At 57.8% G+C, this 20,035-nt stretch carries 19 protein-coding genes; 9 read left to right on the top strand and 10 right to left on the bottom strand.

The window, feature by feature from the left end; all coding sequences use genetic code 11:
• The first annotated feature begins 40 nt into the window (after positions 1 to 40).
• The 4 genes from DNI29_RS08965 to DNI29_RS08950 all read left to right on the top strand — a co-directional run bounded on the left by DNI29_RS08965 (position 41) and on the right by DNI29_RS08950 (position 4,227).
• Positions 41 to 838 (top strand): TapB family protein, encoded by a 798-nt coding sequence (locus DNI29_RS08965; protein ID WP_123823159.1) that lies wholly within the window; start codon positions 41 to 43, stop codon positions 836 to 838.
• A 42-nt stretch (positions 839 to 880) separates the two neighbouring features.
• A complete protein-coding gene (locus DNI29_RS08960; RefSeq protein ID WP_110977745.1) occupies positions 881 to 1,429 on the top strand; it encodes a DUF4920 domain-containing protein in 549 nt (182 codons plus the stop codon).
• A 185-nt stretch (positions 1,430 to 1,614) separates the two neighbouring features.
• Positions 1,615 to 3,768 carry an NAD-dependent DNA ligase LigA gene (gene ligA, locus DNI29_RS08955; RefSeq protein WP_110977744.1) on the top strand — a complete coding sequence of 718 codons (2,154 nt, stop codon included), beginning with the start codon at positions 1,615 to 1,617 and terminating at the stop codon, positions 3,766 to 3,768.
• Between the two features lie 75 nt (positions 3,769 to 3,843).
• Positions 3,844 to 4,227 (top strand): rhodanese-like domain-containing protein, encoded by a 384-nt coding sequence (locus DNI29_RS08950; RefSeq protein WP_202910403.1) that lies wholly within the window; start codon positions 3,844 to 3,846, stop codon positions 4,225 to 4,227.
• Between the two features lie 272 nt (positions 4,228 to 4,499).
• Here DNI29_RS08950 and DNI29_RS08945 read toward each other — a convergent pair whose 3' ends face one another.
• Entirely contained in the window at positions 4,500 to 5,432 is a 933-nt protein-coding gene (locus tag DNI29_RS08945) for a polysaccharide deacetylase family protein (protein ID WP_110977743.1), read from the bottom strand.
• Positions 5,433 to 5,557: 125 nt separating this feature from the next.
• On the opposite strand from DNI29_RS08945, the gene dapA reads away from it, so the two are divergent.
• Both dapA and DNI29_RS08935 read left to right on the top strand, forming a co-directional pair.
• Entirely contained in the window at positions 5,558 to 6,430 is an 873-nt protein-coding gene (gene dapA, locus DNI29_RS08940; RefSeq protein ID WP_110977742.1) for a 4-hydroxy-tetrahydrodipicolinate synthase, read from the top strand.
• A gap of 298 nt (positions 6,431 to 6,728) precedes the next feature.
• Positions 6,729 to 7,178 carry a VOC family protein gene (locus tag DNI29_RS08935; protein WP_110977741.1) on the top strand — a complete coding sequence of 150 codons (450 nt, stop codon included), beginning with the start codon at positions 6,729 to 6,731 and terminating at the stop codon, positions 7,176 to 7,178.
• Between the two features lie 80 nt (positions 7,179 to 7,258).
• On the opposite strand, the gene DNI29_RS08930 is transcribed toward DNI29_RS08935, so the two are convergent.
• The gene (locus DNI29_RS08930; protein ID WP_110977740.1) at positions 7,259 to 7,996 is read right to left on the bottom strand and encodes a (Fe-S)-binding protein; all 738 of its coding nucleotides are present in this window, start codon (positions 7,994 to 7,996) and stop codon (positions 7,259 to 7,261) included.
• A gap of 138 nt (positions 7,997 to 8,134) precedes the next feature.
• Complete coding sequence (locus tag DNI29_RS08925) at positions 8,135 to 8,992, bottom strand: hydroxymethylglutaryl-CoA lyase (protein WP_110977739.1); 858 nt, start codon at positions 8,990 to 8,992, stop codon at positions 8,135 to 8,137.
• Positions 8,993 to 9,158: 166 nt separating this feature from the next.
• On the opposite strand from DNI29_RS08925, the gene DNI29_RS08920 reads away from it, so the two are divergent.
• Positions 9,159 to 10,496, top strand: a complete 1,338-nt coding sequence (locus DNI29_RS08920; protein ID WP_162303558.1) for a M23 family metallopeptidase — start codon at positions 9,159 to 9,161, stop codon at positions 10,494 to 10,496.
• A 236-nt stretch (positions 10,497 to 10,732) separates the two neighbouring features.
• Here the strand turns inward: DNI29_RS08920 and DNI29_RS08915 are convergent, their stop codons facing one another.
• The 3 genes from DNI29_RS08915 to DNI29_RS08905 all read right to left on the bottom strand — a co-directional run bounded on the left by DNI29_RS08915 (position 10,733) and on the right by DNI29_RS08905 (position 14,099).
• Positions 10,733 to 11,335, bottom strand: coding sequence for a hypothetical protein (locus DNI29_RS08915; RefSeq protein WP_123823157.1), 603 nt, complete (start codon positions 11,333 to 11,335; stop codon positions 10,733 to 10,735).
• 293 nt (positions 11,336 to 11,628) lie between these two features.
• Entirely contained in the window at positions 11,629 to 12,357 is a 729-nt protein-coding gene (locus DNI29_RS08910) for a hypothetical protein (RefSeq protein WP_123823155.1), read from the bottom strand.
• On the bottom strand, positions 12,354 to 14,099 hold the full coding sequence (locus tag DNI29_RS08905) for a S8 family serine peptidase (RefSeq protein WP_162303557.1): 1,746 nt from the start codon (positions 14,097 to 14,099) through the stop codon (positions 12,354 to 12,356). Before DNI29_RS08905 ends, DNI29_RS08910 begins: the two co-directional genes overlap by 4 nt.
• A gap of 167 nt (positions 14,100 to 14,266) precedes the next feature.
• Between DNI29_RS08905 and DNI29_RS08900 the strand changes: the two genes are divergently transcribed.
• Positions 14,267 to 15,100 carry an OmpA family protein gene (locus tag DNI29_RS08900; protein WP_202910401.1) on the top strand — a complete coding sequence of 278 codons (834 nt, stop codon included), beginning with the start codon at positions 14,267 to 14,269 and terminating at the stop codon, positions 15,098 to 15,100.
• A gap of 382 nt (positions 15,101 to 15,482) precedes the next feature.
• The gene (locus DNI29_RS08895; protein ID WP_110977734.1) at positions 15,483 to 15,716 is read left to right on the top strand and encodes a hypothetical protein; all 234 of its coding nucleotides are present in this window, start codon (positions 15,483 to 15,485) and stop codon (positions 15,714 to 15,716) included.
• Between the two features lie 60 nt (positions 15,717 to 15,776).
• On the opposite strand, the gene DNI29_RS08890 is transcribed toward DNI29_RS08895, so the two are convergent.
• The 4 genes from DNI29_RS08890 to DNI29_RS08875 all read right to left on the bottom strand — a co-directional run bounded on the left by DNI29_RS08890 (position 15,777) and on the right by DNI29_RS08875 (position 19,978).
• Entirely contained in the window at positions 15,777 to 16,325 is a 549-nt protein-coding gene (locus tag DNI29_RS08890; protein WP_110977733.1) for a 2'-5' RNA ligase family protein, read from the bottom strand.
• A gap of 143 nt (positions 16,326 to 16,468) precedes the next feature.
• Positions 16,469 to 17,860 carry a M28 family peptidase gene (locus tag DNI29_RS08885; RefSeq protein WP_110977732.1) on the bottom strand — a complete coding sequence of 464 codons (1,392 nt, stop codon included), beginning with the start codon at positions 17,858 to 17,860 and terminating at the stop codon, positions 16,469 to 16,471.
• Between the two features lie 92 nt (positions 17,861 to 17,952).
• Positions 17,953 to 19,089, bottom strand: coding sequence for a hypothetical protein (locus DNI29_RS08880; RefSeq protein WP_123823153.1), 1,137 nt, complete (start codon positions 19,087 to 19,089; stop codon positions 17,953 to 17,955).
• Positions 19,090 to 19,426: 337 nt separating this feature from the next.
• Positions 19,427 to 19,978: a SixA phosphatase family protein gene (locus tag DNI29_RS08875; RefSeq protein WP_110977730.1), complete on the bottom strand. Its 552-nt coding sequence runs from the start codon at positions 19,976 to 19,978 to the stop codon at positions 19,427 to 19,429.
• Between the last annotated feature and the right edge of the window lie 57 nt (positions 19,979 to 20,035).

The raw sequence follows: 20,035 nt of genomic DNA, 5'->3' as shown, positions 1-20,035 counted from the left end.
TGCAGCTCAACGGTTGGTTTTCCACCCTTTTTCTCGCTCTATGTCTTCCCTTCGTCTTTTGGTAGCGGGCCTCAGTCTGGCGGCTACCCCTGCCCTGTCCCAAAACCTCCCCGCCATCGACTGCGCCCACCCCTTCGGCCTCTACGATAACATGGAGATGGTGTACCAGCTTCAGGATGCCCACGGCAAATCTACCGGCACCATTCGCAACCGCGTGGTCAGCCTGGGCTCAGAGCAAAACAAGAAGCAGACGATTACTACGAATACCGTGCTGCTGAAAAGCGGCATGTACGATACTAAGCACAAGCTGCTGCGCCTTCAGGACCTCACCTTCCGCTGCCGCCAGGATACCAGCTTTACCGACGGCTCCAACGAGTTGAACCCCGAGAGCCTGCGCTCCTTCCGCGACCGACGCTTTGCTTACGCGCCCGTGCCCCTGGCCTGGCCCAATCAGCCCACGGTAGGCTCAGAGCTGCCCAGCGGCGGTATTACGGTGCAGGTTAGCAGCACGGCTGTGGATATTGCCCAAGTGTACACCACCGTGCAAAAGCGCCGCGTTACAGGTACCGAAAGCGTGACGACCCCAGCCGGCACTTTCCAATGTTACAAAGTAGAAGCCGAGCGGGAAAGCGCCACCGCCGCCCGCGCCGATATGGTGATGCGCACGGTAGTACGGGTGGTCGATTACTACTCGCCGGCCGTGGGCATTGTAAAATCGGAGGTGTACGACAAGAAAGGCAAGCTGGAACAAGTGCGCCTGCTGGCAGCCATCAACAAAGAGTCGGCGACGGATGCAGTGGAGAAAACCAAGGAGAAGTACAAGGTCAAAAAATCGTAACTTCAGGTCGGGTTTTCCTTTCACCTCTCAGCCTCTTTGCTCATGCCGAAGTCCTTCTTATATGGTGCCGCATTTGTTCTGCTAGCCCTAAGCCAGCCCCTGAGCGCCAGTGCTCAGAAAAGCAAGCTTAAGCCCAAGGAAGCCTGCGACGACAAGGCGGAAACAGCTGCTCAGGCTAAGGCCGCAACCCAGGCCCCCGGCAGCATTTACGGCGCTAGCTTTGCCGCCGCCGATGCCCGCCCCGTAGGCGAGCTGCGTCAGCTCCTTGGCACCCGCGACTCGGCCCAACTAAAGCTAGTAGGTACCGCCGAGGCAGTGTGCCAGGCCAAAGGCTGCTGGCTGACCATGGCCATGCCCGACGGCCAGAAGGTGCGCGTGCGCTTTAAGGATTACGCTTTCTTCGTACCAAAAGACATTACCGGCCGCCGGGTGGTCGTGAATGGCTGGGCGCACCGCGAGGTAGTATCGGTGGCCGCTCAGCAGCACTACGCCCAGGATGCCGGCAAATCGGCTAAGGAAATTGCGGCCATCACCCGCCCCCAGGAGCAGCTCAACTTTGAAGCCGATGGGGTGCTGATTGAAGGCAAATAACCTAGCTTTTCAGGCGCCGGCCTGATTCACTAAGACTGTATTTGGGCAAACCCGTCTGCTAACTCCAGGCGGGTTTTCTCGTTCACAGACTCACATAAAGCCGTAGCTTGCAGTCCTGAAATCGGGCGGGCAGCCAGGGCTTTACCCTCCGGCCGGCGCTTGTGCCTGTGCTCCAACTTCTTCCCATGACGACCGACATCCAGCAGCAGATAACGGCCCTCACCGAGCGCCTCCACCACCTCAACTACCAGTACTACCAGCGCGATATTTCCGAAGTGCCGGACCAGGAGTTCGACCAGATGCTGGCTGAGCTGGCCCGCCTGGAGCGGGAGTATCCGCAGTTTGTCCACCCTAACTCGCCCACCCAGCGCGTAGGAGGCACCATCACGAAGCAGTTTCCGACGGCCGAGCACCGCTACCCCATGCTTAGCCTGGGCAACACCTACTCTGAAGCTGATTTGCGCGAGTTCGACGAGCGGGTCCGTCGGGGCTTGGAGGGAGCCGATCTGCACTATGTTTGCGAGCTGAAGTTTGATGGGGTAGCGATGAGCCTGACTTACCAGGACGGCCAGCTGACCCAAGGCGTCACGCGCGGCGATGGTACGCGTGGCGACGTGGTAACGAGCAACGTGCGTACCATCCGGACCCTACCCCTGCACTTGCGCGCTGAGGGCCCTACCCAGCCCTCGGAGTTTGAGGTGCGCGGGGAAGTATTTATGCCCCTGCCGGTTTTTGCCGAGCTGAACGCCGAGCGGGAAGCCAACGGTGAGGCCCTGCTGGCCAACCCGCGCAACGCCGCCAGTGGTACCCTCAAGCTCCAGGACTCGGCGCAGGTGGCGGCTCGCAAGCTGCGCTTCTACGCCTATTCCTTCCTGATGCCGGGGCGCAACCAGTTTCCTACCCATAGCGCCTCGCTGGAAGCCCTGCAAGCCTGGGGCCTGCCCGTTTCGGATACGTGGCGGCTTTGCGGTACTATTGACGAGGTGCTGGACTTTGTGCACGAGTGGGAGAAAAAGCGGTTTACGCTGCCGGTTGCCACCGATGGTATCGTGATTAAAGTGGATGATTTCCGCCAGCAGGAGCTGCTGGGCTTCACCGCCAAAAGCCCCCGCTGGGCCATTGCCTACAAATACCCCGCCGAAGCCGCCCGCACCCGCCTCAATACCATTCAGTACCAGGTAGGCCGCACAGGCGCCGTAACGCCGGTAGCTTTGCTTGATCCGGTGCCCCTGGCCGGCACCGTGGTGAAGCGCGCCTCGGTGCACAACGCCAACCAGATTGCTGCCCTCGACCTGCGCCTCGGCGACCTGGTATTCGTGGAGAAAGGCGGCGAAATCATTCCCAAGATTACGGGCGTCGATTTTGCCGCTCGCCCCGCAGATGCTGTTCCCATTGTGTACCCCACGGAATGCCCGGCCTGCGGCACCCCACTGATTCGGCCCGAGGGGGAAGCGCACTTCCGCTGCCCCAACGAGCGGGGCTGTCCGCCCCAGCTTAAAGCCAAACTGGAGCACTTTGTATCGCGCAAAGCCATGAACATTGATGGGCTAGGTGCCGAAACCGTGGGCCGCTTTTTCGACCTGCGCCTGGTGACCAACGCTGCTTCCCTCTATGATCTGCCAGCCAAGGCCCACGAGTTGGCTCAGTTGGAGCGCATGGGCGAAAAATCGGTGCAGCGCCTCACCACCGGGCTGGAGCAAAGCAAGCAAGTACCTTTTGATCGGGTGCTGTTTGGGCTAGGCATCCGGTACGTGGGCGAAACCGTGGCCGAAAAGCTGGCGAATCATTACCGTACCATTGACGCGCTGGCTGCGGCTTCGGCTACCGAGTTGGCAGCCGTGCCGGAGGTAGGCGGGGTTATTGCTGAGTCGGTGGCCGCGTGGTTTCAGGAGCCCGAGAACCGACAGCTAGTGGAAGGGCTGCGGGCAGCTGGCGTGCAACTGGCCCTGACCGGCGAAGCGCCCCAGCCCGTGAGCGACCGGCTGGCCGGCCTAACCTTTGTGCTTTCCGGGGTATTTGAGCAGCACAGCCGCGAGGAATTGCAACACCTGATTCAGCAAAACGGCGGCAAGATTACGGGCAGCATCAGCAAGAAGCTCAGCTACCTGGTAGCTGGCGACAAAATGGGCCCCGCCAAGCGCGAAAAAGCCACAGAGCTAAAAGTGCCCATCATCACAGAAAACGAGCTACTAGCCATGATTCCGACTGGCTTCGACGCCACCGATGCCGTGCTGGACCAAATGCTAGGCACTCCGACTACTGAGGCTCCCGCTACTTCAGATGAGGCCCTACCCCCTGCTCCTGCTTCAAACCCAGGGCAACAAGGCACGCTTTTCTAATTGGTTTTGTCCGTTACGCGGGGTAGGAACTTCACAGAGTAGCTGCCCTGGTTTCATCCTCTTCTACACTCTTCAATGCCTATGCTTTTTCGCCTGCTTGCCGCCGCTGCCCTGCTGACCGTTGCCAGCCCCGGCTGCTCCCAAAACGGTGGTTTGCCCGTTACATCACCGGCTACCGTGCAGCAACAGTTGGCCCAGCCCGGCACCGTGCTACTAGATGTGCGCAGCCCTGAGGAATTTGAGGCAGGCCACCTGCCCGGCGCCCAAAACCTGGATTATCGCGCCGATGATTTCGCTCAGCAGGTTGCCAAGCTCGACCCCAAGCAAAGCTACGTGCTCTATTGCGCCTCGGGCAACCGCAGCGGCAAAGCCGCCATCCTCATGCAGGAGAAAGGTTTTAAGCAGGTGGTCAATGCGGGCGCTTACAAGACGCTGCAAGAGAATGGTGTAAAAAAATAGCGCCTAAACATCTAGAATGACAAAAAGCCCGCGCATCAGTCGATGCGCGGGCTTTTTGTCATTCCGAGCGGAGCGAGGAATCTGGGTTAGCAACTCATGATGACAACTGACTTGTAAGACCGTCATGTCGAGCTTGTCGAGACATCTCGCTTGCGCCGACTGGTTAGTATCCCAACGTCAGCAAGCGAGATGTCTCGACAAGCTCGACATGACGGTCTTTTTCTATCAGGATGTAGTATAGCTGGTTAATTGTCTTACTCTTTTCCTCCCCCTTAAAAGCTTTGAACCATGCTGTTATGCAAGGTGCGGGGGCTCCAGTAGCCGCTGGCGATGATGCGGCGGATAGTGTAGAGTGGGTCCTGCTGGTCGCGCTTTTCGGCTAGGATGAAGGCCGCATCCATGCCGCGCTTCTTCAGCTCCGGAATAGCCTCGGGGTTCCAGAGGCCGAAGGGGTAGGCGAAGTAGTTGATTTTCTTGCCGGTAATTTCTTCCAGCTGCTTGGTGGGCTTCTCAATCTGTGTTACCCAATCGTCGCCCTGGTACTTTTTCACATTGTGGTGGTCCCAGGTGTGCGAGCCGATAATGTTGCCTTCATCGGAAAGCTGCTTTACCTGCGCCTTGCTCATGTAGTTGGGCCGGCCCAGACTTACCGTCATAATAAAGTACACGGCCTTGAAACCATACTTGTCCAGCGTGGGGCGGGCCACCGTGAACTGGTCGAGGTCGGTGTCGTCGAAAGTCAGCATCACGGGCTTGCTGGGCAGCGGGGCGCCAGTGGTGAGGTAGGCGAACAGCTGGTCGGGCAGAATAGTATGGTAGCCCGAGTCGGCCAGCATCTTGATCTGGGCCTTAAACTGCTCTACCGGAACGATGTAGTCTTTAGCGCCCTTGGAGTCGCGGGGGCGCCAGTCGCGGATCTGGTGGTAGCACAGGATGGGCACCTGGGGCCGGGCAATGATGGTAGCGGCGTCGGCGCGCTTGTTGGCCGGGATGGTGGCGGGGCTGCCGCCATTGCCGACACTAGCAGCGGTGGCATTGCCGGCGGTGGTAATGGTAGCCGTTTCGGCTGAGTCGGCGGCTAGGGCCGAGGAGGTGGCGGCGTTGCTTTCAGCGGCGGTAGCATTTTTAGCGTCGCTGCAGGCTGTAAGGGCGCCTAGGCTGGCCAGAGAAACCGCGGCCAGCAGCGGGTAATAGGTAAATTTCATGAGGGAGAGGTACGCGGCCGACACCAGGGTAGCCGTACTTTTGAGAGAAACGGGCCGACCTTCGCCGCGGGTATTGTACCTTCGCCGCGGGTCTTCCCCTTACAAATCAACCGCTAATTTCCCGCATGGACAAACTACGTGGCACCGGCGTAGCCCTCGTTACCCCCTTCACTCCTACCCCCGAGCGCGCTGTGGACTACGCCGCCCTGCGCCGCCTCGTCGACTTCACCATTGAAGGCGGCGTAGAGTACCTCGTTATCAACGGCACTACCGCCGAATCGGCTACCCTCACCACCGAAGAAAAGGCCGAAGTGCTGCGCGTAGTGCGCGAGCAGGTAGCCGACCGCGTGCCCCTGGTATACGGCATTGGCGGCAATGACACAGCTGCTGTAGTGCGCACCATCCAAAGTACTGACTTGACGGGCATCGTAGCCCTCCTCTCGGCCTCGCCGTACTACAACAAACCCAGCCAGCGCGGCATCGTGGCCCATTACCAGCAACTGGCGGATGCCTCGCCGGTACCCGTGATTCTGTACAACGTGCCCGGCCGCACCAGCTCCAACATGACGGCGGCTACTACCCTCACCCTGGCCCAGCACCCTAACATCATCGGCATCAAGGAAGCCAGCGGCAACCTGGAGCAGTGCATTGCCATTGCCGCCACCAAACCTGCTGATTTCCTGCTGATTTCCGGCGATGATATGATGACGACTTCGCTCATCAGCTTCGGGGCGGTGGGTATTATCTCGGTACTGGCCAACGCCTTCCCGCGCCGCTTCTCCGACATGACCCGCCACGCCCTCCAGGGCGACTTTAAGGCTGCCAGCGAGCTGCTGTTCAGCTTTGTAGAGCTAAACCCCCTGATGTACGAGGAAAGCAACCCCGTCGGTGTGAAAGCCGCCCTGGCCGCCCAAGGCCTCTGCGCCGACGCCGTGCGCCTACCCCTCGTAGAAGGCTCAGAGAGTCTGCGGGCGCGGATTGCAGCTTGTGCTGAATAGAGAATTGCACGATGTATAATACGAAAAGGCGGCCTCGTGCCGCCTTTTGTTATAAGTGGTTATCCGTGCCAGCCATAAGCAGGACTATGTTCTCTGCTCATGCCTTTGTCTTATTACGCGACTTATGTTGGGTGATACGCTTCTGCAAAAACTGAAATATTCACCATAGCGCCCACCAGAAAGCCCCGGACCTTTGCACTACTCAGTTACTTACTCTTTCGGTTGCCCCGAGGTAGTCGACGAGCTTCTTGATACAGCACCAACGGCGGCTTACGGTTCGTCTTACGCGAAAAACACGATGGAAAACACTCAGTTGCCGATGCCAGCCAAAGCACCACACGGCATCAACGGAAAAATGCGCGCCGCCCACGTTGGCCTGCGCACTACCGACTATGCGGGCACCCTGAACTGGTACACGGAAAAACTAGGCTTCCGAATAGTAAAGGAATGGACTGTAGGAAACTTACAGCTAGCGTTCCTGGCGCTGGCCAATGATGACAACCTTTGGCTAGAAGTAGTTTGCGAAGAGACACTGGACTCTGCTCCGAAACCGCCCCGCCCCATTACGTCAGGCTTCCATCATCTGTGTCTGGAAGTCGACAATGTGGAAGAAACTCTGTCAGCGTTGCGGGAAAAAGAAGTTCAGGTTATCCGGGAGCCATTCTATGTGCCGGCCATTGGCAAGCGCTGCGGGTTCATTACCGACCTGCACGGCAACATAATTGAGTTTGCTGAGAACATCAACTAACTCCTATCAAACTCCGTCTCGGCTATATGGAGCCGGTCTGGTTTTTGGGCTTAATCAGACCCTGGCTCAGTACTTCCTACTTACCACCCGCTGGCCAGCACGTCGGCGACGTGCAGGGTTTTGATGGGCTTTTTCTCGCGGCGGATGTAGGCATCGAGGTGCATGAGGCAGCTCGTGTCGGTGCTGATGAGGTAGTCGGCGCCGGTAGCCAGGGCATGCTCCACTTTCTGCTCGGCCATGGCCACGGAAATGGCCTCAAACTTTACGGCGAAGGTGCCGCCGAAGCCGCAGCAGGTTTCGGTTTCGGCCATTTCCAGCCGCTCCAGACCCGGAATGGCGTCGAGCAACTGGCGCGGAGCCTCGCGGATGCCGCACTCCCGCAGGGCCGAGCAAGAATCGTGGTAAGTGTACTTACCTGCTAGTTGGGCCCGCGGGATGGACGTCACGCCCAGCACTTCTACCAGAAACTCCGTTAGCTCGAAGGCCCGGCGCTGCACCCCATGGTAGCGGCCTGAGTCGGGCGTACCCTCAAACAAATCGGCGTACGTGTTGCGCACCATGCCGATGCAGGAAGCCGAAGGGCTCACAATGTATCGCTCCTCCTGGGTAGGGAAGTCGTCGAGAAATTTGCGGGCAACCTCACAGCTCTGTTCCTTATAGCCCGCGTTATAGGCGGGCTGGCCGCAGCAGGTTTGGTTGGCATTGTAATGCACCTGGCATCCCACCGATTCCAGCACTTTTACCATGTTCAGGGCAGTGTGCGGGAACAGTTGATCTACAAAGCAGGGAATGAACAGATCGACTTGAGGAGCTGACATAGGGTAGGCTCAGAAAAATAAATCAGGCAGTGCGCCAACGAAAGTACGATTTGATTGCTTCCCGCAATTGTCAATTGGGGGGGCGCCGCGCCTGCCGCCGCTGGTGGTAAGGTGATACAGAGGCTTGCCGGGCGGCCATTAGTGCCCCCCCACAAAAATACGTTGGTTCAGCTGCATGGCTTTGCCTAAAGCCTCCAGGTTCAGCTTCGGCCCTACCCCCTGCTCCCCGGCAAACTCTAGTAACCGCTCGGTGGGCATGTTGCCGGTGAGCTGATCAGCGGCCATGGGGCAGCCGCCGTAGCCACCCAATGCCCCATCGAAGCGGCGGCAACCGGCCTCGTAGGCGGCTTGCACCTTTTCGCGCCAGGTGTCGGGGGTAGTGTGCAGGTGGGCCCCAAAGTTAATTTGCGGAAATGCGGCCGTCAGCTCCCGGAAGGCCGGACCGATGGTAGCGGGCGTAGAAACCCCGATGGTATCGGACAGGGCCACTATTTCCACACCCAGGTCAGCGAGCTTCTGGGTGAACTCGCCGAGCACGCTGGGGCTCCAAGGGTCGTTGTAGGGGTTGCCGAAGCCCATGCTCAGGTACACTACCTGCTTCTGCCCGCTGCGGGCGCACAATTCCTGCATCCGGGCCACGTCGTCGAGGGCCTGGGCAATACTTTTGTTTGTGTTGCGCTGCTGAAAGGTTTCGGACACCGACAGCGGAAAGCCGATGTAGCGGATTTGCTGGTACTGAGCAGCCGTTTCAGCCCCGCGCAGGTTGGCTACAATAGCCAGCAATTGAGTGTGGGTCTGGCTCAGGTCGAGGCCGGCCAGCACCTCGGCGGTATCGGCCAGCTGCGGAATAGCTTTGGGTGAAACGAAGGAGCCGAAATCGAGGGTGTCAAATCCTACTTGCAGCAGGGCGTTGAGGTAGGCCGTCTTGTCGGGGGTAGGAATGAAGGTGGGCCAGCCCTGCATAGCATCGCGCGGGCATTCGGTGAGGTGGAGCATGGGTGGGAAGGTGGTGAAGGTGCGAAGTTGAGAAATTGTAAGATAGGGAAGGCAGTTAACCAGTAGGTAGGCGAATGAGTGAAGTACTATGTTCATCTGCCTTCCTCGAACTAGTAGCGACCAACTGGGGTTTGTCCTATTGCTTACCTCCTATTACCTACAGCACTTGATACTACCTCGCTTGCGGGCCCTGCCGGCCGCGCTGTTCGTCCTATTTCTTACTGCTTGCAGCCAAAGCCAGACGCTGCAGGGAATCTTTCAACAATTAACTCCACACGAAGCCTACGCTCGTAAGCTGAAGCAGGCTGGCCTGGCTGAAACGGCCTTGGGCCGCGACTGGCTACGGGCCGCCGAACAGGCCCTACGCGACTCGCTGGTGGTTAAGTTGCCATTTCAGGAAAGCGGCTTTTTCCCCGCCGACCGGGCTGTTGCCACCGGTCTGCGCTACCTCGTGCGCGCCGGCGAAACCATTCAGATTAGCCTAACACTGGCGCCCGGCACCCAGGCGCCTAAGGTATTCGTGGATGCTTTTGAACTCAGCCCCGACCGGGCCGCCCCCCGCCACCTGGCCGCCGCTGATACTGCAGCCCTCTCGTTTCGCTACGTAGCCGATGCGGACCGTCAGCACGTATTGCGGGTGCAGCCGGAGCTGCTGCGTGGTGGCCGTTACACGTTACGCATCCGCCGCGAGCCTAGCCTGAGTTTCCCGGTAAAAGGCAAGACGGATGTGGCCGTGGGCTCGTTCTGGGGCGTGCCCCGCGACGGGGGTGCCCGCCGCCACGAGGGTATTGATATTTTCGCCAAACGCGGCACTCCAGCCATTGCCTCTGCCAATGGCTACATCACCCGCGTAAACGAAACTAAGCTAGGCGGCCTGGTGGTGTGGCTAGCTGATACCGACCACGGCCAGCACCTGTACTACGCCCACCTCGATAAGCAACTGGTGCAGCCCGGGCAGCGGGTAAAGCCCGGCGATACGCTTGGGCTGGTGGGCAACACCGGCAACGCCCGCACCACCTCGCCTCACCTGCACTTCGGAGTATACCGCAATGGAGCCGTTGACCCCTACCCGTTCGTGCGCCACGCCGATGTGCTGCCACCCGTGCCCAAGGTGCTGCCAAGCCGACTAGGCCAGTGGGTACGGGCCCGTGAAATCCGCCTGACGCTGCGCCGCACGCCCACTACTACCGGGGTAACGGCAGCTACCGCCACGCGCCCTACCCCCCTGCTGGTACTAGGAGCCACAGCCGAGTGGCTACGGGTACAGTTGCCCACTGGCCGCACAGGCTTTGTGCCGGCTAAAGCAGTGCTAACGGCTACCCCGCTGCGCCGCGAAAACCTCGCCCTCCCCACCGACCTGCGCGCCCGCCCCACCGCCGATGCCCTAACCGTAGCGGCCCTTCCGGCGCAAACTACTGTGGCGGTGCTCGGCGAATACGGCAAGTTCCGATTGGTGCGCCAGGCCAATGGCCGCACGGGTTGGCTGGCCGTAGCCGCATCATAAGCTAGCCTATAACGACCTGATGAATATAGACTGATCAGAAACTGCTGATTTATCTAGTTCTTCATGCATTGTTCATGCAGCGGCGCGTAGGTTCACACCGGTGATTGGAGTAAAGACGGGGAGTAGCTTCTACGGAAGCTGCTCCCCGTTTTCCGTTACCACGCTACCTGCTCCCCAAAGCAAAAGGCCGCCAGACGAACTGTCCAGCGGCCTTTTGCTTTGGGGATGTAGTCGTGTTACTCAGCAATAACAACAGCGCGCCCTAACTTTTTGGAGTAGGCCACCCGCCGCTCCCGGCCATCTGCTGAGGGGTAGTCGAAGCCCACGGCGCGGGTATCTTCCTTCACTGAGCTCCAGGATTGGGCATCTACGTTTTCGGGTTGGGTAGCGGTACGGGGTACGGCTGGTTGCACAAACCGGTCGTCGCGGAAGAAGCTATTCATGCCCTGCAGAATGGCAATTTCCTTGTCGCGCACAGTAGCGGCCTGAGGGTCAGCCAGGTCACGCTCGTTAATAAGCGCCGTGGCCGGAATAACTTCTTTGCGCAGCGTATCGCCGGTGCTGCTGATAATCATGAAGTAGGCCTGGGAAGAGGCGATTTTCGGACCGCGCAGCTGCAACACAAAGTTGTCTTTGCTGCGAGGGTTGGAGAAGGTATGGGCAGCGTTTACCGTCCGCAGAACGGTGCGTGCCGACACACGACCCCGATTGGCCTCGGGGGTAGGCGTAAATACCCGGTCGGCATTTTTGGATGTTCCCACTTCGCGCTCTGTATTGATACAAGAGGCCAGCTGGAGCATACAGAAAGCCCCGAAGGTGGGGAATAAAAGCTTTTTCATGAAGGGGAAGTCAGCCATCGTCAATTCAGTTCGGCAAATTACAAAACTACCGACCGCCCAGCGTCAAGATGGCTGGGCGTAAGGGGGTGTTTTTTTGGGAGGGGGTAGTGAAACCGTGTACCGCAAAAGTCGGCGGCGGGTTGTGCCCAAAACCAAGGAAATACGCTGCTACTTTGACCGCCTAGTATCAGAGTAGCGTTGCGCTACCTTGGTAGCAGGCGGCAGCAATACGCGGCGCCTTGTACGGACGAAATCCTGCATCTGGTTGTGCTCTAACCCTAGTTTTTCCGGGATTAAAACAGGCCCAGCTCTAGGCCTACTACCCAGCGGGGCAACTCAGCGTAAGTAGGGCTTGCCTGCGGAGTGAAGGTATCAGAGAGGCGGTAGCGAGCTGTGGCTACGTAGCGCCCCGACCCCAACCGCGCCCCCAGCCCAAAAGGCCAGCGCCGCACGTAATCCAAATCACGCTCTACAACCACGGTGCGTTTGCTGCCGCCGGTGCCGGGCCGGTCTTCGTAGTGATGCGAGGTAGCCAAGGCCCAGCCACCCCAACCGGTCACATCTACAAAGTGGCCAATAACATTGCCCCGGCGCCCGAACCCCACGCGCACATACGGCTCCAGCTGCAGTTGCGAAACCACTAGTGATTCAGAATGATGCTGGCTGGAGTTCGGTAAGAGCTTTTGGCTATTCTGCTGCAGATGGTAGGCGAGCCGGGCATAGCGCACATCGAAGCCGGCCGCCACGGAGCGGGTCAGACGGTACTTGTGGCGCACCCCCACGAAAAATTCCGCCGACTTGAAATAGCGCAGATCGGCTCCCGGTCCATCAGCTTGGCCTACCACTGGCGCGTAGCCCAGATACAGATGGCGGTAAAAGGCCCGGTTTGGTCCGTAGCGGGCCTTGGCAGAATCAGCGGGCGGATCGACGCGCAACAGCACGCGCTGGGCTTGGGCCTCCGGCCGCACAGTCAGGAGCAGTGCCAAACCTAATCCGGCCGGCAGTAGAATTCGCCTCCTCATGGGGCAGCATACGTTTTAGTGTAACCCCGATAATGAACGCGCACGGCATCGCCGGGGCGCAGTAGGCGCAGGGGCACGCGCAGCACAGCCCGCTGCTGCACTTCCAGCACCTCGTAGCGGCGGATGCCACCTTCTCGGTCCAGCAGCTGCCAGTACAGGTAGGCGGGCGGGGTAGCGGGCACCAACTCATTAGGAGATGCCGAAGCGGCGCGTGGCTGCTCCTTCCCTACCTCCCCAACCGGAGCAACGGCCTCGGTGGAAGCCTGCACTGAATCGGCGAACAGCGGCAGGATGCGCGCCGGTACACGGGCTGCTTCCACCCGAATCAGGACGGACAGCACTGAATCCTGGGGCACTAGGTCGAAGGAAGCCGGAGCATCAGAAGCCGGAGCAGTAAAAAAGGAAGCGCGGGGCAGGCCGTAGCCGTGGGCGTAGTCGAAATACGGGTAAAGGGCCGCCGATTCCTGGAGCTTGGCAAACAGCTGCATGGCCGTAAGATGACGCTGCTGCTGCCAGACGCAGGCCGCAAACCCCGCTACCAGCGGGCTAGCGAAGGAGGTGCCTTCTATGCGCACGTAGCCGCCCCGCGGTGCCGCCGCCATGACAACCCCAAACGCGGAAACATTAGGCTTCAGCCGTTGCCCTGGGGCTGGCCCGTAGCTACTGAAATCAAGGTGCAGGAATGTATCAGGGTCGAGGCCCCCAACGGCCAGCACAGAGTCGCCATCGGCGGGCGTGCCCACAGTGCGCCACTGCGGGTCGTCGCCGTCGTTACCAGCAGCATTTACCACCAGCATGCCCTTGCGCACGGCCAGCTCGGCGGCCCGCGCTACCAAACTGGTGCGGCCGTTCATCTGTTCCGGGAAATAGCGGCGGGTAGTGTAGCCCAGCGAAGAGTTGATAATGTCGGCGCCGTTGCGGTCAGCCCACTCGGCGGCGGCGAGCCAGGCTTCTTCTTCGGCGTACTTTTCGCGATGCATCTGCTCCGTGCGGGCCAGCAGGAACTCAGCCCCCTCCCCTAGCCCCAGCCGGGTGCTATCGGGCAGGCGGCCGGCTATGCACGACAGCACTTCAGTGCCGTGGCTTCCGCCCTGATAGACGAAGGGGGTGCGGCGCAGGAAATCATAGGTAGCTACAATGGCTTGGCGCCGCCACAAGTGGGCAAACGCCGGGTGCTTTTCGGCCCCATTAAAACCCACATCAAAAATAGCAATCCGCAGGCCCCGGCCGTTCAGCTGGGCCCGGCGGAAATCTGCGGCGCCCAGGCTGGCCGCTTGACGGCGGGCCAGCGAGCGGTCAGCGGCGGTGAGGATGGTAGTTTCCGGGGGCGAGGCGGTAGCACGGGCAGCGGGCAGCAGCACCGTTTCGGGCCATTCCGTAACGGCTCGCACGCCCGGCAGTTGGCGCAGTTTGGCGGCCTGAGCGGGGGTAGCCCGGCAAGCCACCGCATTAAACCAGCGGCTTACCAGGGTCACGGTATCTGTGATTTTCCGCACATGAGCCAGGTAGTCGGGCCGCACTGGAAAGTCGGTGCTATCGGCAGCGGGCAGGTGCTGGCGGCGCCGACGGGCTTGGGCGGCGGCGCTGAAGTACACGGCGGGCTGAAACTGCTGCCCCGCTTTGTCGCGGAAGGTAACCCAGTAGCGGACGGTAACCGGGTTTGCGGGGCCGGCAGGGGTAGCGGCTCTGCAACAAGCCCCATCAACCAGCAGCAAAACGAATAACAGGATAGAAAAACGCAAGCGCAGGGAAATACAAAAGCCTTAAAGGAGCCGCCAAGGTACAACAAACGACGGGGCCCATTGAATGCCTACCCCCTAATTTCTGCTGAACCCCTTGACATGAATTACAACTCCTGTGTACCGGAAAACGTTTTTAGCTGATTATAATTTTCATTCATATTTACAGCATGAAAAATTCTCTTGCTTCTCCTTTTCTTTCTTCCTGCTTAGGCGCGGCCCTACTGATTGGCAGCGTAAGCTGTGTATCGCAAAAGAAATACACTGCGCTTCAGACGCAATACACTGATGCTGCCCGCTCGCGTGACCAATTACAGGCAGAAAAGAATGCCCTACAAGACGAAAAAAATCGAAATGAGGAGGCGTTGCGCACTAGCTTATTAACTAAAAATCAGCAGGTAAATCAGCTGAACGCCAGCTTGAGCGGAGCCCAGCAGGAAAACACACAGCTCTCTGCCGATTTGCGGGGTAAAGAGCAGCGCATTGCGGAAATGCAGCGTATTCTTGATCAAAAAGACGCGGCAGTAAAAGCATTGCGGCAGAAAGTGGGCGATGCCCTGTTGGGATTTAACGCGCAGGATTTACAAGTGAACGTGCGCAATGGGAAAGTGTACGTTTCGCTTTCCGAACAACTGCTGTTTAAATCTGGCTCTACTAAAGTAGATCCGAAAGGACAGGAAGCATTAAGCAAGCTGGCTGCGGCGCTTAAGGGTAACCAAGATGTAAACGTTTTGGTAGAAGGTCATACTGACACAGTTCCTATTGCCAAAGGTACCCCCGGCATGCGCGACAACTGGGACCTGAGTGTGCTGCGGGCCACTGAAATTACGCGTATTCTAACCCAGTCTGGGCTACCCGCCTCGCAGGTAACTCCCTCGGGCCGTGCCCAGTACATGCCGGTAGCGCAGAATGATACCCCCGCGAATAAGGCCTTGAACCGGCGTACAGAAATAATTCTGACACCTAAACTTGATGAACTGTTCCAAATTTTGGAGCAGAACTAACTCACAGGTTTTCCCTTTGTATTGCAAAAACCCGGGCGTTCTTTTTTAAGAAAAGTATGCCCGGGTTTTTGCTGTTAACTAAAGCGTTATTAGTCTTAATTATTCAATGCAGATCTCCTGCATATTATGCCTTACCCATTTTTTTAATTAGAATTGAGTGGATGCGCCCTGAGATTCACATGTTTTTCATAATATATCCAACAAACAAAACATCTTAACCGTAGGATACGGGGTGTAATTCATGGTGAATGCTTTTCAGACGAATTGCTAAATTGGTTTGGGAATTTAAAGCGAAGCCAATTACTCTCGGGAGTATTATTTTGTCCTGACGAAAAAAAATTTCACCTTTGAATAATATCTCTCTTCTTAAATAAACATTACAATGGCAACTGCTGACCTCAACAAGCTACAACAGATTTTGGCTAATGCTGAAGAAAACGACGCTGTTCTGACCCAGATTCGTAAGCACGTGGTAAAAGTAAACGAGCTGATGACGGAATTGAACGCTATGCTGGAGCCCGGCTACCGGATAGAAAAGAAAGAGCGTAAGCCGCGCGCTACCAATGGCACCGGCAAACGCCCCGGCCGCCCAAAGAAAAATGCCAGCGCTGAATAATTCAGTTTTGCATATAGAAAACCCCGCTGCCTTTTAAGGCAGCGGGGTTTCTTTTTTATATCAGCCCTCCTGTTCAGGTTGCAACTGCAGGGTTTCCCGCGCCTGCCATTTATGGCCGTCATGCCGAAATAGCACTAGCTCGTTCCATACGGCTGTGGCCGCGTAGGTGCGCTGCGCGAATTCTGCTCGTAGTGTCGGCACTTGCGCCGGTGGTAGGTCGCGGGTGGCCAGGGTTACATGCGGCACAAACGGCCGGGTAGGCGCTGGCACCTCTGGCAGACGGGTAGCACACCACTGGTACAGTGCCGCATGTAGCCTTTGTACAGCCTCTGCCTCGGCCACATGCACGTACAGGGTCCGGCTCTGAAACCATGCGAAGTTTTCGAGGCGAATGGGACAGGCCAGCTGTCCGGCCGCAAATTCGCGCAGGGTCTCGGCGGCTTTTGCGTCAAACTCCGGGGGTTGCCGCAGGGGTGGCACCAGCGTAATGTGCGGAAGTAAGTTAATAGCGTTGCGGCTGCCGGTGCGCTGGTGCACTTCCTGCTTCAGCGCCCACATCTCACTTCGTATGGGCTCGGGGGGTAGCAGAGCTACGAGGTATAGGTTCATGAGCGGGGAATTTCCGAAGTACGACCAATAAAAAGACCCACCAAAAGCGCAGTGCTACTTTGCAGCAGCCATAGGCTTTCGATGGGTCTTGGTGTACGCAGGCCGCGGGGCAGCGTTCCTACCCTTGCTTATTAGGGCAAAGATTACAGGCCATATTTACTGAGCAGATACACTAGGGCGGCCATACTGGCCCCACCCAACTCCAGCTCGCGGCGGTTTACTTTATCGAAGGTATCGGCGGCAGTGTGGTGAATATCGAAGTAGCGTTGAGAATCACACTCGTAGCCGATAAGGGCTTTAGCCTGGCTTTTCAGAGGGCCAATGTCGGTGCCGGCGTGGCCCGCCGAAAACTCGCCGCTACCATAAGGCACAAACAGGGGCTGCCATTGCTGCACCTTGCGCACAGTAGCAGGGTCGGCCTCAATATTAAAGCCGCGGGGCGTGAAGCCGCCACCATCCGACTCCATAGCGGCCAAGTGCTTCTCGCCGGCAGTTTTGGCTAGCTCGGCGTACTTGTTGCCGCCGCGCACGCCATTTTCTTCATTCATGAACAGTACTGCCCGGATGGTGCGCTCAGGCCGCAGGCCGGTGGCTTTCAGCAGGCGTAGCACTTCCATGCTCTGAGTGCAGCCGGTGCCGTCGTCATGGGCACCCTGGGCCAGATCCCAGGAATCGAGGTGGCCACCTACCGTAATAATCTCGTCGGGGTACTTCGAGCCTTTGATTTCCCCAACCACGTTGTAGCTCTTCACTTCAGGCAACTGCTGGCAGCTCATTTCCAGCTCTACTGTCAGAGTAGGGTCGGCTTTGAGCAGCTGGCTTAGCTCGTCGGCACCGTTAGTGCTAACGGCAGCGGCGGGCACCTTGGTTACCTGATCGTTGTAGCTCATGGTACCGGTGTGCGGGAAGTCATCGTGGGCCAGAGAAAGGCTGCGCACCAGCGCCCCCACAGCCCCACGCTTCGCGGCTTCAATGGCCCCGCTGCGGCGCTGGTCGCCGGCTTCGCCGTAGGCGCGGCCTGTTTCAATGTACAGCGGGTTCATGGGGCGGTTGAAAAACACGATTTTACCTTTCACCTTTTCGGCGGGCAGCTCGGCCAGTTCCCGCAGGCTCTGCACTTCCACCACCTGGGCCCGGAGCTTGCCGTTGGTCCCGATGGAGCCGCCTAAAGCGCACACGTTTAGGTCAACCCCCTTGCCTTTCGAGCTTTTCACCTGGGCTTTCTCCTTGGCTCCGCGCACCCAATGAGGCACCATTACTTCCTGCAGATACACCCGGTCGAGGCCCATCTTTTCCATCACGGTTTTGCCCCACTGCACGGCTTGCTCAGCCTGGGGCGAGCCGCTAAGGCGCCCTCCAATGCGGGTTGTGAGGTAGCGCAGGTTCTCGTAGCTCTGCCCCCGGGCCAGGGCCTCATCATATATTTTGCGGATGACGAGGGAGTCGATCTTGGAGGCAGCAGTTTGAGCCTGGGTCGTCAGACTCAGAAAGCCCAAGCTTGAAAGCAGCAAGCCGCGGCGAAGAAATGAGCGCATATAAAGGAAAATGAAATGGGTAAGCTCGCGGTTAACTGGCAAAACGGAACTTGGTATGAAAGCTTTACACAGCCGTTTTTCTACTCTCTGAACTATTGACACTCTCTTTTGCCCTGTACGTTGTAAGGATATACCTCCGCAACATAAGGCTGCTGTTGAAAAGTCGTTACGGTCATGTGAGGCTTGATGGCATCCTGCACCATTGCATGTGCCGGCTTAGCGGTTAGGGTCACTTGCTCGTCAAAGGAGGAGCATATGCGCCCCGTAACAGCTTTACTTTTCATCAGGCGGAAACTAACGGGGATTCCTCCATTGATAGGGGCAATCAGATTCCCTAAGGTATAGCGGTAGTTTCCTTCGGCACTTAATACCCTACCAAATCCGGAAAACCATTTTCCCTCCGGATCTGCTTCCAACGAATTAGCGGCTTGTACTGGCTGCCAGTTTGCATCCATTTCTGCAATGAATAGCCCCTGTCTAGCCCCGGGAAGTAACATGCTGTTGGTATTATTATGACCAACAAAGGTGGCACTTCCTTTAGGTGACATGCTTACGCTACTCACATCCATTTTCAATCCTTGTATTGCTTGAGCACGAACTACCTCCCCGGTAGCTGTCAGCTGCAGCAATACTACCTCTTGCTCATTATTGGTTTGGGTTGCAACTACCACCAAGCTTCCATCAGCCAGACAGGTAAGCTTGGCTTGCCATAAATTATGCCCTGGTATTTCGACATCCTTGTTCCAGAGAACTTCGCCTCGATCATCGAAACCCGTGAGAAAAATTCTAGGGTTGGTATCACGGTAGCCCAATAGAACAATTTTGCCGTCCGGCATGGATACAATATTCCCTACTTCTCCCCGGTCTTCTGGGCTACCCGGCCTAAGAGGATGCGTATAGCTTTTCATCCATTCAACTTGGCCAGTTGCGCTAATTTTGCCCATCATCATTTCATCTCGCCGCTGACGTTCAAGCTCTCCGATGAAGATGCTGCCTCCCGCCGATAGTGTAATCAGGCTATTAATAATGACAGGATTGTAATAGAACCCTGTATAATACTCAATTGCTTGGCTCCACCTAATTGTGCCCTCAGCAGTCAGGCGGGCTATTTTATTGGCTCCCGCAACCCAACATCCACCATCGGGACTAGCCTGAACCGCCTTAGTAGTAGCATATACTCTTTTTGTAACTAGCACCTGACCAGCAGTATCTAATCGGGTTAGGCTCATAGACTCGAGAGTAGTTGCTCCTACCCACATAGGCTGGTCAGACCCATACGTGGAGAAACCTACATAATACCACCCTATCGGGTCCAGGGCTGCCGGCCACGAGGTAGTGGACAGACACTGGTAGAAAGTACGGAATCCAGAAACTGGTAACTGAGGCAAACCTGGTTGCTTGTCGGGAGAGTTACCAGGTTGAGGGTCGTTCTGCTTTGGCTTATCACAACTAGTAAAACTAATAATACCAAAGGCCGCCCAAATGAAAGGATAGCGAGTCATTTTCAATACGAATGCTTTAGCTGGCAAATATCTCTAAAGAAAAGGCTGATTTTCTCACGCCAAACTATTTGCCGCCGTAGCGCCTGGCTATTGCCGTTGCAGCCTGGGTAGAATCGCGCGGAATGCGCACTTCCAGCAGATAGTTGTACTCGTTGTCCTGCACGGTGGGCGCGGGCCGCGTGGCACCCAGGGCCTCTACCGTTTCCAGAATGGTGTTGGAGTGCCCCACTACCAGCACCGTCTGGCCCTGATGCTGCCGCCGGATGCGGGCAGCCAGCGCCCCGAGTTGGCGAGCATCGTAAGGCTCGATGCTGAGCGAGCGGGCAGCGGCCAACGGGGCGGCCGTGTTTCGGGTGCGCAGCGTAGCCGTGGAGAAAATAGCTGCTACCTGGGCTTTGCGCAAAGTATCAACTAGGGCCTGGGCGCGTTGCTGGCCGGCCGCCGTGAGCGGCGGGTCCTGCAGGCCAGGGGTGGTTTCTTTCTCGCCGTGGCGCACCACGTACACAATAGTAGCAGACTGCTTGCCTGTTTTCTGGTTTGATGACGCACAGCCGGCCATCAGTAGCACCAACAAGGAAAGCAGCCAGGCCCGCAGAAAGGGGATTCGGATCAGCATAGGAAAAGGAATGCAGCGCTAAGCTTTGGCGTGGCGCTACGTTGAACGGGAATTACT

The organism is Hymenobacter sediminis, from assembly GCF_003231285.1.
In the GTDB taxonomy this organism is placed as follows: Bacteria; Bacteroidota; Bacteroidia; order Cytophagales; family Hymenobacteraceae; genus Hymenobacter; species Hymenobacter sediminis.
The sequence above is the reverse complement of the archived record's forward strand: the minus strand, read 5'-3'. Positions and strand labels throughout refer to the sequence as shown.

Coding starts and splice junctions, on each gene's coding strand:
- DNI29_RS08960 (WP_110977745.1), top strand. CDS start 881: ATGCCGAAGTCCTTCTTATATGGTGCCGCATTTGTTCTGCTAGCCCTA.
- DNI29_RS08950 (WP_202910403.1), top strand. CDS start 3,844: ATGCCTATGCTTTTTCGCCTGCTTGCCGCCGCTGCCCTGCTGACCGTT.
- DNI29_RS08885 (WP_110977732.1), bottom strand. CDS start 17,860: ATGCGCTCATTTCTTCGCCGCGGCTTGCTGCTTTCAAGCTTGGGCTTT.
- DNI29_RS08875 (WP_110977730.1), bottom strand. CDS start 19,978: ATGCTGATCCGAATCCCCTTTCTGCGGGCCTGGCTGCTTTCCTTGTTG.
- DNI29_RS08895 (WP_110977734.1), top strand. CDS start 15,483: ATGGCAACTGCTGACCTCAACAAGCTACAACAGATTTTGGCTAATGCT.
- DNI29_RS08930 (WP_110977740.1), bottom strand. CDS start 7,996: ATGTCAGCTCCTCAAGTCGATCTGTTCATTCCCTGCTTTGTAGATCAA.
- dapA (WP_110977742.1), top strand. CDS start 5,558: ATGGACAAACTACGTGGCACCGGCGTAGCCCTCGTTACCCCCTTCACT.
- DNI29_RS08965 (WP_123823159.1), top strand. CDS start 41: ATGTCTTCCCTTCGTCTTTTGGTAGCGGGCCTCAGTCTGGCGGCTACC.
- ligA (WP_110977744.1), top strand. CDS start 1,615: ATGACGACCGACATCCAGCAGCAGATAACGGCCCTCACCGAGCGCCTC.
- DNI29_RS08925 (WP_110977739.1), bottom strand. CDS start 8,992: ATGCTCCACCTCACCGAATGCCCGCGCGATGCTATGCAGGGCTGGCCC.
- DNI29_RS08945 (WP_110977743.1), bottom strand. CDS start 5,432: ATGAAATTTACCTATTACCCGCTGCTGGCCGCGGTTTCTCTGGCCAGC.
- DNI29_RS08935 (WP_110977741.1), top strand. CDS start 6,729: ATGGAAAACACTCAGTTGCCGATGCCAGCCAAAGCACCACACGGCATC.
- DNI29_RS08915 (WP_123823157.1), bottom strand. CDS start 11,335: ATGAAAAAGCTTTTATTCCCCACCTTCGGGGCTTTCTGTATGCTCCAG.
- DNI29_RS08890 (WP_110977733.1), bottom strand. CDS start 16,325: ATGAACCTATACCTCGTAGCTCTGCTACCCCCCGAGCCCATACGAAGT.
- DNI29_RS08910 (WP_123823155.1), bottom strand. CDS start 12,357: ATGAGGAGGCGAATTCTACTGCCGGCCGGATTAGGTTTGGCACTGCTC.
- DNI29_RS08880 (WP_123823153.1), bottom strand. CDS start 19,089: ATGAGCCTAACCCGATTAGATACTGCTGGTCAGGTGCTAGTTACAAAA.
- DNI29_RS08900 (WP_202910401.1), top strand. CDS start 14,267: ATGAAAAATTCTCTTGCTTCTCCTTTTCTTTCTTCCTGCTTAGGCGCG.